12 protein-coding genes are annotated in these 13,079 nt (G+C 64.0%); 4 read left to right on the top strand and 8 right to left on the bottom strand.

The window, feature by feature from the left end; genetic code table 11:
* Positions 1-24: 24 nt before the first annotated feature.
* Positions 25-1,248, bottom strand: a complete 1,224-nt coding sequence (locus BSY16_RS16170) for an argininosuccinate synthase (protein WP_069060614.1) — start codon at positions 1,246-1,248, stop codon at positions 25-27.
* 184 nt (positions 1,249-1,432) lie between these two features.
* Here BSY16_RS16170 and BSY16_RS16165 point away from each other — a divergent pair, with 184 nt between their 5' ends.
* Positions 1,433-2,284 carry an SDR family NAD(P)-dependent oxidoreductase gene (locus BSY16_RS16165; RefSeq protein ID WP_069060613.1) on the top strand — a complete coding sequence of 284 codons (852 nt, stop codon included), beginning with the start codon at positions 1,433-1,435 and terminating at the stop codon, positions 2,282-2,284.
* A gap of 192 nt (positions 2,285-2,476) precedes the next feature.
* Positions 2,477-3,118 (top strand): LysE family translocator, encoded by a 642-nt coding sequence (locus BSY16_RS16160; RefSeq protein ID WP_069060612.1) that lies wholly within the window; start codon positions 2,477-2,479, stop codon positions 3,116-3,118.
* Positions 3,119-3,124: 6 nt separating this feature from the next.
* Here BSY16_RS16160 and BSY16_RS16155 read toward each other — a convergent pair whose 3' ends face one another.
* The 6 genes from BSY16_RS16155 to BSY16_RS16130 form a co-directional block, all read right to left on the bottom strand.
* Entirely contained in the window at positions 3,125-3,730 is a 606-nt protein-coding gene (locus tag BSY16_RS16155) for a DUF1287 domain-containing protein (RefSeq protein ID WP_069061580.1), read from the bottom strand.
* 59 nt (positions 3,731-3,789) lie between these two features.
* A complete protein-coding gene (locus BSY16_RS16150) occupies positions 3,790-4,584 on the bottom strand; it encodes an ABC transporter ATP-binding protein (protein ID WP_069060611.1) in 795 nt (264 codons plus the stop codon).
* The gene (locus tag BSY16_RS16145; protein WP_069060610.1) at positions 4,584-5,462 is read right to left on the bottom strand and encodes an ABC transporter permease; all 879 of its coding nucleotides are present in this window, start codon (positions 5,460-5,462) and stop codon (positions 4,584-4,586) included. The genes BSY16_RS16150 and BSY16_RS16145 overlap by 1 nt, the downstream gene beginning before the upstream one ends.
* Before the next feature lie 219 nt (positions 5,463-5,681).
* Positions 5,682-6,635 (bottom strand): ABC transporter substrate-binding protein, encoded by a 954-nt coding sequence (locus BSY16_RS16140; protein WP_069060609.1) that lies wholly within the window; start codon positions 6,633-6,635, stop codon positions 5,682-5,684.
* 117 nt (positions 6,636-6,752) lie between these two features.
* Positions 6,753-7,982, bottom strand: coding sequence for a dual-specificity RNA methyltransferase RlmN (gene rlmN / locus BSY16_RS16135; protein WP_502696010.1), 1,230 nt, complete (start codon positions 7,980-7,982; stop codon positions 6,753-6,755).
* 137 nt (positions 7,983-8,119) lie between these two features.
* Complete coding sequence (locus tag BSY16_RS16130; RefSeq protein WP_069060607.1) at positions 8,120-9,040, bottom strand: LysR family transcriptional regulator; 921 nt, start codon at positions 9,038-9,040, stop codon at positions 8,120-8,122.
* A gap of 127 nt (positions 9,041-9,167) precedes the next feature.
* Between BSY16_RS16130 and BSY16_RS16125 the strand changes: the two genes are divergently transcribed.
* Complete coding sequence (locus BSY16_RS16125; RefSeq protein ID WP_069060606.1) at positions 9,168-10,562, top strand: MFS transporter; 1,395 nt, start codon at positions 9,168-9,170, stop codon at positions 10,560-10,562.
* A 75-nt stretch (positions 10,563-10,637) separates the two neighbouring features.
* Here the strand turns inward: BSY16_RS16125 and purU are convergent, their stop codons facing one another.
* On the bottom strand, positions 10,638-11,522 hold the full coding sequence (gene purU, locus BSY16_RS16120; RefSeq protein ID WP_069061579.1) for a formyltetrahydrofolate deformylase: 885 nt from the start codon (positions 11,520-11,522) through the stop codon (positions 10,638-10,640).
* A gap of 370 nt (positions 11,523-11,892) precedes the next feature.
* Between purU and BSY16_RS16115 the strand changes: the two genes are divergently transcribed.
* A complete protein-coding gene (locus BSY16_RS16115) occupies positions 11,893-13,077 on the top strand; it encodes a glycoside hydrolase family protein (protein WP_069060605.1) in 1,185 nt (394 codons plus the stop codon).
* The last annotated feature ends 2 nt before the right edge of the window (positions 13,078-13,079 follow it).

The raw sequence follows: 13,079 nt of genomic DNA, 5'->3' as shown, positions 1-13,079 counted from the left end.
CTTTTTCATGGGTAGACGATCGGATCAGCTGCGGCGGTTACGGGCGGCAAGCGTGCGAAGGCGCAGCGCGTTCAGCTTGATGAAGCCGGCAGCGTCCTTCTGGTCGTAGGCGCCCTGGTCGTCCTCGAAGGTGACAAGCTTGTCGGAATAGAGCGACTTGTCCGATTCACGGCCGGTGACCATGACATTGCCCTTGTAGAGCTTCAGCGTCACTTCGCCCTCGACATGCTCCTGGCTCCGGTCGATCAGCGCCTGCAGCATTTCGCGTTCCGGCGAGAACCAGAAGCCGTAATAGATCAGCTCGGCATAACGCGGCATCAGGTCGTCCTTGAGATGTGCTGCACCCCGGTCGAGCGTGATGGATTCGATTGCGCGGTGCGCGGCCAGCAGGATGGTGCCGCCGGGCGTCTCGTAGACGCCGCGCGACTTCATGCCGACGAAACGGTTTTCCACGAGGTCGAGGCGGCCGATGCCGTTGTCGCGTCCGTAATTGTTGAGGGTCGCGAGCAGCGTTGCCGGCGACATGCGAACGCCGTTGATCGAGACGGCGTCGCCGCGCTCGAAGCCGACCTTGATGGTGGTCGCCTTGTCGGGAGCAGCTTCCGGCGAAATCGTGCGCATGTGCACATATTCCGGGGCCTCGACGGCCGGGTCTTCCAGCACCTTGCCCTCGGAGGAGGAGTGCAGCAGGTTCGCGTCGACGGAGAATGGCGCTTCGCCCTTCTTGTCCTTGGCGACCGGGATCTGGTGCTGCTCGGCGAATTCGAGAAGATGCGTGCGGCTCTTGAACGACCAGTCGCGCCACGGCGCGATGATCTTGATGTCCGGGTTCAGCGCATAGGCCGACAGTTCGAAGCGGACCTGGTCGTTGCCCTTGCCGGTCGCGCCATGCGCGATGGCATCGGCGCCGGTCTTGGCGGCGATCTCGATCAGGTGCTTGGAGATCAGCGGACGGGCAATCGACGTGCCGAGCAGATAGACGCCTTCATAGACCGCATTGGCACGGAACATCGGGAAGACGAAATCGCGCACGAATTCCTCGCGCACGTCCTCGATGAAGATCTCCTTGATGCCCAGCATCTCGGCCTTCTTGCGCGCCGGCTCCAGTTCTTCGCCCTGGCCGAGGTCGGCCGTGAACGTCACGACTTCCGCATTGAGCTCGGTCTGCAGCCATTTCAGGATGATCGAGGTGTCGAGGCCGCCGGAATAGGCCAGCACGACTTTTTTCACGTCTTTGTAAGATGCCATGGTGATGAGGTCCGTTGCATGGAGAGGATCTGCGGCAAGCCCGCAAGGCCCGGTGTCGCGGCACTTTTAGCGAAGTTGGCGCGTGACGCAAGGGCGAGGCGGGCGGCTTCCTGATGCAAGCCAGGTTTGACAGCGCGCCATCGCAACCCATATTCGCCTCAGTAAACCATGGAAGGGGTGCCCCATGACGAACATCCAGGACATCATCAAGGAAGCCAATGTCGCCGTCATCACCGGCGGTGCCTCCGGCATCGGGCTGGCGGCTGCACGGCGTTTCGCAGAAGCCGGCATGTGCGTCGCGATCGCCGATCTCGGCGGCGACCGGCTCGGTGAAGCCCGTCTGGAACTCGAGGCGATTGCCGGCGAAGCCAACACCATGGCGGTGGAGACGGACGTCGCCCACCGTCACGAACTGGAGGCGCTGGAACGCGCCGTGCTCCAGCGCTTCGGCCGTGTGCATGTGCTGATGAACAATGCCGGCATCCAGCCGGCCACCTCGATCTTCAGCGCCGAGGCCAACTGGGACCATATCCTCGCCGTCAACCTGATGGGCGTCATCCACGGCAGCCAGGTCTTCGGCCCCAACATGCTGGCCCATGGCGAACCCGGCCTCATCATCAACACCGGCTCCAAGCAGGGCATCACCACGCCGCCCGGCAATCCGGCCTACAATGTCTCCAAGGCCGGGGTGAAGGTGTTTACCGAAGCCCTCCAGCACGAATTGCGCAACACCGAGGGCGCAAACATCTCCGCCCATCTACTCATCCCAGGCTTCGTCTTCACCGGCCTGACCAGAGGCGACCGCACGGAAAAGCCGGATGCCGCCTGGACCTCCTCCCAGACCGTCGACTTCCTGCTGGAAAGCCTGGAGCGCGGCGACTTCTACATCCTTTGCCCCGACAACGACGTGCCCCGCGCACTCGATGAACGCCGCATGGCCTGGGCGATCGGCGACGTCATCGAAAACCGCCCGCCGCTATCGCGCTGGCACAATGACTATGCGGAAAAGTTCCGGGCCTTCGTCGAGGGCGAGTAACGCCCGAGACCTTCCCCCTCGACACAGATCCTCGGCTCAGGGCCGGGGATGACGTCCCGGGTGGGGCAGGCCTGTCGGCAAAACCGGGGCGTTCATCGAGCGTTATGACGGCTTATCACAAGCTTTGATTGGTAATTCGCTGAAAGCCGGACTAGGGATTTCGCATCCTTCCGGCTTCTGAGAAACACCATCATGGACTTTCTGCCCACGCTGCCGACACTTCTCACCTTCGCTGCCGCAAGCCTGCTTCTGGCGGCCACCCCCGGCCCGGACATGACGCTGTCGATCAGTCGGGCCTTGTCGCAGGGCCGTGGTCCGGCGCTCTTCGTGGTGGTCGGCACGGGCCTCGGCATCATCGTGCACACGCTGCTGGTCGCCTTCGGCATTTCGGCGCTGATCACCGCCTCGCCGACCGCCTTCATGATCCTGAAGACCGGCGGTGCCGCCTACCTGCTGTGGCTCGCCATTCAGGCTATCCGCTACGGCTCGAATTTTTCTGTCGATGCCGCGGCCGGCCCGCGCGGTACGGCTCTGGCCAACATTTCCAGCGGCTTCTGGGTGAACCTGCTCAACCCCAAGGTCATCATCTTCTTCATGACCTTCCTGCCGCAATTCATCTCGGCCGGCGACCCGGACGTCACCGGCAAGCTGATCTTCCTCGGCCTGTTCTTCATCATCGTCGGCATGCCGATTAACATCATTGTCATTCTCGCCGCCGACAGGCTCGCCGCCTGGCTCCAGCAGAACCCCAAGGTGCTGCGCGGCATCGACTACACCTTCGCCGGCGTCTTCTCGGTCTTTGCGATGAAGATTTTCTTCACGCAGGCGAAGTAGGGGCGGTCACACGCCGTAGCGGTAATGCCCGGTGATCGGGTAAGCGAAAAGCACGTCCTCCAGACGCGCGCCTGCGCCGATATTGTGCACGACGAGTGGCCGGGAGCCATCGGAAGAACGCTCATTCGCCACGATGGCGATATGCGGCAGATTGCCGGGCAGCATCTGCGAGACGATATCACCCGGCAGGTAATCCCCACCATTCTCGCTCAGCGCCAATGCCGCACCCGCGCGCCTGAAGAACGCCTGAAGGTTGGGCACCCGGCGATGGTCGATATTGCGGTCCGTCTTCTTCAGGCCCCAGAGCGCCGGATAGGCCGAGAAGGCGCGCCGCATGTCCTCGTGCACCAGCACCTGAAGGTCGATGCCGAGCCCATCCCGGTAGGCCCGGACGAGCACGTCGGTGCACACGCCCCTCTCGCGTTGCACGTCGCCGCCGGGATAGTCGAGCCTGGAATAGGCCGCATCATAGGTCAGCGTCACGCCGACCTGTTTTCGCGCGGCCGCAACGAGCCGATCCGCCGGTGCGGCCTCTGCCCGCAAGACTGCCGGCAGCGCGAACACAACCCCTGAAGACAGGCCACCGGCCAGCAGCGTACGGCGAAACAGCATGCGCATCCCCCAAATCCGACTAAAGCAAGCTGTTGCCGGATTCGGGCGCTTTGTGGGCGTCAGCCGATCAGCAGGGCGTCATCGTCCAGCGTCTGGCCACGCATCTTGCGGAACATGTCGATCAGGTCCTCGACCTGGAGGTCCTTGCGGCTGTCACCGGCCACATCGAGCACGATCTCGCCGCCATGCAGCATCACCGTGCGGTGGCCGTAGTCGAGCGCCTGACGCATCGAATGCGTCACCATCAGCGTCGTCAGCTTGCGCTCCGACACGATCTTTTGCGTGAGGGTCATGATGAACTCCGCCATGCCCGGATCGAGCGCTGCGGTGTGCTCGTCGAGCAGCAGCACGTCGGATCCGGCGAGCGTCGCCATGACGAGCGAGACGGCCTGACGCTGGCCGCCGGACAGGAGGTCCATGCGGTCGCGCATGCGGTTCTCAAGCCCGAGGTTCAGTTCGGCGATGCGCTCGCGAAAATGCGCGCGGCGCTTGGGGCCGAGCGACGAGGACAGTCCGCGCCGTTCGCCGCGACGGGCGGCAAGGGCCAGATTTTCCTCAATCGAGAGTGCACCGCAGCTTCCCGTCAGTGGGTCCTGGAACACGCGGGCGACCCGGCCGGCGCGCGCCGCCGTGCCTTGGCGCGTAACGTCCACAGTGCCGATCTTCACATGGCCTTCGGTCGCGATGACGTCGCCGGCCAACACGCCGAGCAGCGTCGACTTGCCGGCGCCGTTCGAGCCGATGACGGTGACGAACTGGCCTTCCTCGATGGTGAGGCTGACGCCGTTCAGCGCCTGCTTCTGCAGCGGCGTGCCCTTGCCGAAGACGACCTTGATATCGGAAACGGAAATCATCAGGCGGCTCCCCCGCGGCGAAGGCGCGGCAGCACGAGCGCCACGGTGACAAGCAGCGCCGTCACGAAGTTGAGGTCGGAGGCCTGAAGGCCGAGCACGTCGGAGGAGAGTGCCAGCTGGATCGCGATTCGGTAGAGGATCGACCCCAGCACGCAGCCGATCAGGGCCATCAGGATGCCGCGTGCGCCAAACAGCGTCTCGCCGATGATGACGGCTGCAAGACCGACGACGATGGTGCCGACGCCGGAGGTAACATCGGCAAAACCGTTCGTCTGGGCAAAGAGCGCGCCGCCGAGCGCCACGAGCGCATTGGACAGCGCGATGCCGAGATAGATCTGGCGGTTGGTATCGACGCCCTGTGCGCGGGCCATGCGGGCGTTCGCGCCGGTTGCCCGCATCGAAAGACCGGCGTCGCTTTCCAGGAAGCGCCAGACGATGATGACCGCGATTACCACCAGAACGCCGACGAACAGCGGGCGGACATAGAAATCACGCAGGCCGAGGCCGAAGAACGGGCTGATCATCGTATCGGCATTGATCAGTGCGACATTCGGCTTGCCCATCACACGCAGGTTGACCGAGAAGAGCGCGATCATGGTCAGGATCGAGGCAAGCAGGTTGAGAATGCGGAAACGTACGTTCAGCATCGCCGTAACGAGGCCGGCACCCGCACCGGCCACCATGGCGACACCAGCCGAAAGCCAGGGATTGACGCCCGCGATGATCAGAACCGCCGTGACGGCAGCGCCGAGCGGAAACGAGCCGTCCACGGTCAGGTCCGGAAAATCCAGCACGCGGAAGGCAAGGTAAACGCCGATCGCGACGAAGGCATAGACCAGCCCCAGTTCGACGGCACCCCAGAAGGCAATCAGGCTCACGGCTCTTACGCTTTCTCCTAAGCAATTCCAGCAAAAGTGCGCAGCGGTTTTGCGTCCGGAATTGCGTAAAAACAAAAAGATAGAGCATTTTCACTGAAGGTGGAAATGCTCTGCCCGTTTCCCGCGGGTCTTGCGGGAGGGGTCCTTTTAACAGATCAACCGCCGCCGGGCGATCCGGCAGCGGTTGATTCCGATTTCAGCTGTCCGGGGGACGGCAGATTATTCGATGACGCGGGTCGCGCGGCCGACCACGGCTTCCGTAAGGGTGACGCCCATCTTGGTGGCGGCGGACTTGTTGACCACGAGGTCGGTGCCGGCGGCAACCTTCACGGCGATGTCGCCCGGGTTTTCACCCTTGAGGATGCGCACAACGATCTCGCCCGTCTGCTTGCCGACGTCCTTGTAGTTGAAGCCGAGTGCCGCGACGGCGCCGCGCGAAACGGAATCCGTGTCGGCGGTGAAGAGCGGCAGTTTTGCTTCTTCGGCAACGGCAACCGCGCCTTCGAGCGCCGAAATGATCGTGTTGTCGGTCGGGATGTAGATCGCATCGGCACGGCCAACGAGCGCGCGGGCCGCACCCTGGACTTCAGCCGACTTCGTGGCAGCGGATTCGACGACCGTCAGGCCGGCCTTTTCCGCTTCCGTCTTCAGCACGGCAAGCAGCGAAACGGAGTTGGCTTCACCCGAATTGTAGAGGAAGCCGATGGTCTTGGCGTTCGGCAGGATTTCCTTGATCAGCGCCAGGTGTTCGGCGACCGGCGACATGTCGGACAGGCCGGTGACGTTGCCGCCGGGCTTGTCCATGTCCTTGACGAGCTGCGCGCCGAGTGGGTCGGAAACGGCCGTGAAGACCACCGGGATGTCGCGCGTCGTGGAAACGACGGCCTGGGCGGACGGCGTGGAGATCGGCACGATGACGTTCGGCTCCTCGCCGGCGAACTGGCGGGCGATCTGCGCTGCCGTCGCGGGGTTGCCCTGCGCCGACTCGTAGAGGAACTTCAGGTTCTCGCCTTCCTTGTAGCCGGCGGCTTCTAGCGCTTCCTTGACGCCGTCACGAGCAGCATCCAGTGCCGGATGTTCGACGATGGCCGTCACGGCAACCGTGACGTTTTCGGCCTTGGCCGGCAGCGAAATCGCGAGCGTTGCCGCGAAAGCGAGGAGAAGTTGACGCATGGAGGGCCTCCCTAGAATGATTTTGACCCGTTTCTAGGCAAAACGGCCGTTCAAATCAATTCTCGGAATCCGCTTCTTCAATCACAATTTCTGATAGGAGATGGAGGTGTCGACCCCTCAGTCGTCCTCGCCATGCCCGACGATCATCATCGCCTCGAAGGCCATGCGGTCGACCTTGCGCATGCGCTCGGATTCCGACTTCAGCTGGCCGCAGGCGGCGAGAATGTCGCGGCCGCGCGGGGTGCGAATCGGCGAGGCATAGCCGGCCTGGTTGATGAAATCGGCGAAACGCTCGATCTGCTCCCAGTCCGAACACTGGTAGTTGGTGCCCGGCCAGGGGTTGAACGGGATGAGGTTGATCTTCGCCGGAATGCCCTTGAGCAGCTGGGTGAGCAGCTTGGCGTCCTCCAGCGAGTCGTTGACGTCCTTCAGCATCACATATTCGAAAGTGATGCGGCGTGCATTCGACAGGCTCGGATAGGCCCGGCAGGCCTCGAGCAGGTCCTTCAGCGGATATTTCTTGTTGATCGGCACCAGCATGTCGCGCAGGTCGTCGCGCACCGCATGCAGCGAGATCGCCAGCATGACGCCGATCTCGGAGCCCGTGCGATAGATTTCCGGCACGATGCCCGATGTCGACAGCGTCACGCGGCGCTTGGAGAGCGACAGGCCATCGCCGTCAGTCGCGATCAACAGCGCCGTCTTGACGTGCTCGAAGTTGTAGAGCGGCTCGCCCATGCCCATCATGACGATGTTGGAGACCTTGCGGCCTTCGGCCGGCGCGATCATGCCGGCCGGCGTGTCCCGGTCGGGGAAATCGCCGAGGCGATCACGGGCAAGCAGCAGCTGCGCAAGGATTTCCTCGGCCGTCAGATTGCGCACCAGCTTCTGCGTGCCGGTGTGACAGAAGGAGCAGGTGAGCGTGCAGCCGACCTGGCTGGAAATGCACAGCGTGCCGCGGCCTTCTTCGGGAATGTAGACGGTCTCGATCTCGACCGGTCGGCCGGCACCGCGCGGCGGGAAACGCAGCAGCCACTTGCGCGTGCCATCGGCGGAAACCTGCTCCTCGACGATCTCCGGACGGGCGATGGTGAAATGCGTCTTCAGCATTTCGCGCATGTCTTTGGAGATATTCGCCATGTCGTCGAAATCGGAAACACCGCGCACATAGAGCCAGTGCCAGAGCTGGCTGACGCGCATCTTCACCTGCCGCTCGGGAATGCCCTTTTCAGCGAGCGCCCGGCCCATGTCCTCACGCGAAAGGCCGATCAGCGACGGCTTTTCGGCGGCGGGAAGGGCACGGACGACCGGTGCCTTGACGGGCTCGGCCGTGTTGAGAAAATCCATGCTTGCCATCGGGTCATCCTCAAGAACAGGCCAGGCTGGCGCAGGCTGTTGCGCCGCAAGCGGTCCATGCTCGACAGAAGTTCGTTGCGGGCCCACCGGCGCCGCTCGATGCGGCTCAGGGCCCAGTTGCCGGCCCTTTAGCATTGTTCCGGCAGAAAGTCACCTGCCTTGCCGATGCAGACCTCGCGGAAACAGGCGCGCAGCCAGCGATGCGCCGGATCGGCATCCATGCGCGGATGCCAGAGCATGGAAATGGTGAAGTCCGGCAGGGCGATCGGCAGCGGGAAACTCGCCATGTCGTCGCGAAGCGACAGGGTCGAACGGTCGGAGACCTGGGCGATCAGGTCGGAGTGCCGCGCGAGCGTCACGGCCTCGGCAAAACTTGCGACGGTCACGGCAACGGTGCGCGCCAGCCCCATCAAAGCCAGTGCCTCGTCGACTGGGCCGCGCTCGCGCCGGCCGCGGGAAACAAGGATATGGCTGCCCTCAACGTAGCGCTCCGGCGTGATCGGGCCGTCAAGCAGCGGGTGCCCCTTGCGCACGACACCGATGAAACGATCGCGAAACAGCGCCTGTGCGCGCACTTCCGGTCCCGTCGTATCGCCGATCACGCCCGTTTCGAGATCGACCGTTCCATCGCGCAGCGGCGTGCTTTCCTTGTCCGGCTTTGGAACGAAGCGGATTTTCACATGGGGCGCCTCCCGCGTAAGGCGCGCCAGCAAGGCCGACCCGAACGTATCGACGAAACCCTCGCGGTTGCGGAGCGTAAAGGTCCGCTCGAGGGTTGCGAGATCGAGAAGCTTTGCCGGGCGCAGCAGCGCTTCGGCTGCCGCAACGACCTGGCCGACCTCACCGCGCAGCTCCAGCGCCCGCGGCGTCGGCACGAGCCCCCGCCCGGCCCGCACGAGCAGCGGATCGCCGGTCACCTCCCGCAACCGCGCGAGCGCACGGCTCATCGCCGAGGGGCTGAGCCGCAGCCTTTGCGCTGCCCGCGCCACATTGCCCTCGGCGAGCAGCACATCGAGCATGACGAGAAGATTGAGATCGGGTCGTGACATGGCGCGATCCTAGCATGCCCGCGAAAAGATGACATGGCGTCAAACGCACGAGCACAATGCAAATGATGCGCCTTCCGCCTTATCACGCGGAGGACTACCTGCTCTGAGGATCCCAAGGAGCAAAACCATGCACGATACAGAGACCATAACGGCGAACCGTCAACGGGCCGGGGCCCTTGCCGGCCTCTCGCTCGCCATCCTCTTGTCCTCCCTCGGCACCAGCATCGCCAATGTCGCTTTGCCGACGCTGGCGGATGTCTTTGCCGCACCCTTCCAGCAGGTGCAGTGGGTCGTGCTCGCCTATCTCTTGAGCAGCACCGTGCTGATCGCCAGCATCGGGCGCCTTGGCGACCTATTCGGCCGCCGCCGGTTGCTGCTGGCGGGCCTTGCGGTGTTTTCCGCCGCCTCTTTGCTGGCGGGCCTGTCGCCGTCGCTGCCCCTCCTCATTGCCGCCCGCGCCGTTCAGGGAGCGGGTGCCGCGGCGATGATGGCGCTTGCCATGGCCTTCGTCAGCGAAACCGTGCCGAAGGAAAGGATCGGCAGCGTCATGGGCCTGCTTGGCACCATGTCCGCCGTCGGCACAGCGCTTGGCCCGTCGCTCGGCGGCCTGCTGATATCGGGCTTCGGATGGCACGCGATCTTCCTCGTCGCCGTACCCTTCGGCCTGTCGGCCTTCGCCCTCGTCCACCATTTCCTTCCCGACGACCGCAAAGCTGCCGCGACCGGCCGTTTCGACCTCGTCGGCGCCGGCCTGCTGGCAGCAACGCTGACGGCCTACGCACTGGCGATGACGGTGGGCGAGGGCCGGATCGGTCCGCTGAATGTCGCGCTCGTCGCCGCCTCGGCCGTGGGTGCCGGCCTCTTCGTGCTTCGGCAACGCCGGATCGCCTTTCCGCTGATTCGGCCTGCCGCCTTCCGCCGTGCCGGTTTTCCCGCAAGCCTTGCGGCGAACATCCTCGTCGCGACGGTGATCATGGTGACGCTGGTCGTCGGACCGTTCTACCTGTCGCGCACGCTCGGCCTCGGCCCGGCGCAGGTCGGCTTCGTGCTGGCGATCGGTCCCGTGGTGTCGGTGCTGACCGGTATTCTTGCCGGACGCCTCGTCGACCGATTCGGCGCAAGCCCCATGGTCGCCGCCGGACTTGCCACAATGGCGACGGGCGCCGCAGGCCTGCCCGTGCTGTCCGCCCTGTTCGGCCTTCCCGGCTATATGCTGGCGATCGTTGTTCTTACACCCGGCTACCAGCTCTTCCAGGCCGCCAACAATGCGGCCGTGATGACGGGCATTGCCGCGGAGGAGCGCGGCGTCACCTCCGGCCTGCTCAACCTGTCGCGCAATCTCGGCCTGATCACCGGCGCCTCGCTGATGGGCGCGATCTTCACGCTTGCCGTCGGCACGAAGGACGTAACGGGCGCCAGCGCCGCGGCCGTGGCGACCGGCATGCATGTCACCTTCGCGGTGGCCGCCATCCTGCTCCTGATCGCCCTCGCTCTTGTAAGCGGCTTCAAGCGCCAGGCCTGAAACGGCAAGACCTCCGCCAAGGGCGGAGGTCTCTCTAGGACACAGCAATACCGGGCCTTAGCAGCCGTCGTTTGGTCAGCCCATACGCTCGGATGCGTAGGAGCCCGGGCTCGGCGGGAAGACGATGGTCTTGTTGCCGTTCATGAAGGTGCGGTGGTGGATGTGGGCATGCACTGCGCGGGCCAGAACCTGGCTCTCCACGTCCCGCCCGATCGACACATAGTCCTCCGCAGACTGCGCATGCGTGATGCGCGCCACGTCCTGCTCGATGATCGGACCCTCGTCGAGGTCCTCCGTCACATAGTGCGCCGTCGCGCCGATCAGCTTCACCCCGCGCTCGAAGGCCTGCTTGTACGGGTTCGCACCCTTGAACGACGGCAGGAACGAGTGGTGGATGTTGATGATCCGGCCAGACATCTTCTTGCACACCGCATCCGACAGAACCTGCATGTAGCGGGCGAGCACGATGAGTTCCGCACCGGACTGTTCCACCACCTCCATCAGGCGGGCTTCGGCCTGCGGCTTGTTCTCCTTCGTCACCTTGATGTGGTGGAAGGGGATGTCGTGGTTGACGATGACCTTCTGGTAATCGAAGTGGTTCGACACGACGCCGACGATGTCGATCGGCAGCGCGCCGATCTTCCAGCGGTAGAGCAGGTCGTTCAGGCAATGGCCGAAGCGCGACACCATCAGCAGAACCTTCATACGCTCGTCGCTGTCGTTGAAGCGGTAGTTCATGCCGAAGGGCTTGGCGACCGGGGCGAAGCCGGCCTTGATGTCCTCCTCCGATACGCCTTCCTGGGACAGGAAGGTGAGGCGCATGAAGAACAGGCCCGTTTCGAGGTCGTCGAACTGCGACGAATCCGAGATGTAACACCCCTTCTCGGCGAGGTAGCCGGTGATCGCGGCGACGATGCCGCGGGTCGATTGGCACGATACTGTCAGGACGTGGCTTTTCATCGGTTCCATCTCGCGTTCGGCCGATGCGGGGGCAAGCATCGGCGATCCCCTTGTCATGCGGGCCGCACTTACGGCATGGCGCATATTTCAGTCCGCTTGCGCCAGCGCAAGCCCCTGCAATGGCGAGAAGCTACGCCGCCTCTTGCAAGGAATCCCTCCGGTTCGCGACATCCAATGCGTCGAAAATGCCAACGGGGTCGTTCCGGGCTGTGACTGAAGCCGAGGATCGCCCCGACATGATCCCACCTGAAAGACAGGCCGCACCGAATCTCTCAGCAATGCAAGCCCGCCTGTCGTGTCTCCAAAATCCATCTGGACACTATTATGGACACATGTTCTAAGTACCGGACAAGCGCAACGGGAGCACGCCATGCATCTTTCTATGTGGACCTATCCCTGGGACATCCAGGACCAGGGGCTCGAGGCGCTTGCCGCCGATCTTGCCGGCCGGGCCGGCCTCAACACCGTGAGCGTTGCGACCTCCTACCATGCAGGCCGCTTCCTGCAGCCGCGCAGCCCGAGCCAGAAGGCCTATTTCCCGGAAGACGGCACCGTCTATTTCCGCCCGGATGACACGCTCTGGCAGGACAAGGTGATCCGCCCGCTGGTGGCGCAGAACGTTCTCGATCGCGGCGACATGCTCGACGCACTGACGAAGGCACGCGAAACGACCGGCCTCAAGGTCTCCTGCTGGACCGTCTGCCTGCACAACAGCCGGCTCGGCATGCTGCACCCGGACCACGTCACCCGAAATGCCTATGGCAACGCCAACTACTACAATCTCTGCCCGTCGAGCCCGGCAGCCCGCGACTATGTCGTGACCCTCGTCCGCGACATCACGACGAACTACCAGCCCGACATGCTGGAGCTGGAAAGCCCGAACTTCATGGGCTTCGCGCATGAATACCACCATGAAAAGGACGGCGTCGGCCTCACCGCCGAGGACGACTTTTTGCTGTCGCTGTGCTTCTGCGACCATTGCACCGCGCGCGCCGAAAAAGCCGGTGTCCCGGTGGAGGGCGCCCGAAAGACGGTCGCCCGCTTCATTGCCGAACTGTGCGAGCGGGCCGTGCCGGAAAAACAGTTTCCCGATTTCCCCGCGGCCGGTATCGACGCCTTCCGCGCCCACCCGGAACTGCACGCCTTCCTGATCTGGCGCTCCGAACCGGTGACGAGCCTGATCGGCGAGATCAAGGCCGCCGCCGACCCGGCGACGCGCATCGTGCTGATCGATCTCAAGGACGGCTGGCTCGGTGGGGTCGATCTCGCGGCCGTCGGAAAACTCTGCGACGGCGCGATCCTCTGCTGCTACGACATGACGCCCGAGGCCATCGCCGATGTCATGCACACCGGCCGCGCCCTGCTCGGCCCGGAAAAGTTTTTAGGGTTGGGCCTGCGCGTCTTCTATCCCGAAGTCGACGGTCCGGCGATCCTCACCGCGCGCGCCAAGGCCGCCGTCGAAGCCGGCGCCGATGGCGTGAACTTCTACAACTACGGCCTCATTCCGGCAAAACGCCTCGACTGGGTACGCGAGGCCGTCGACGCGATCACCTGAGA

Origin of the sequence: Sinorhizobium sp. RAC02 (assembly GCF_001713395.1) — a bacterium.
In the GTDB taxonomy this organism is placed as follows: Bacteria; Pseudomonadota; Alphaproteobacteria; order Rhizobiales; family Rhizobiaceae; genus Shinella.
Note: the sequence above shows the minus strand (reverse complement) of the source record. Positions and strands in the feature narration are given on the sequence as shown.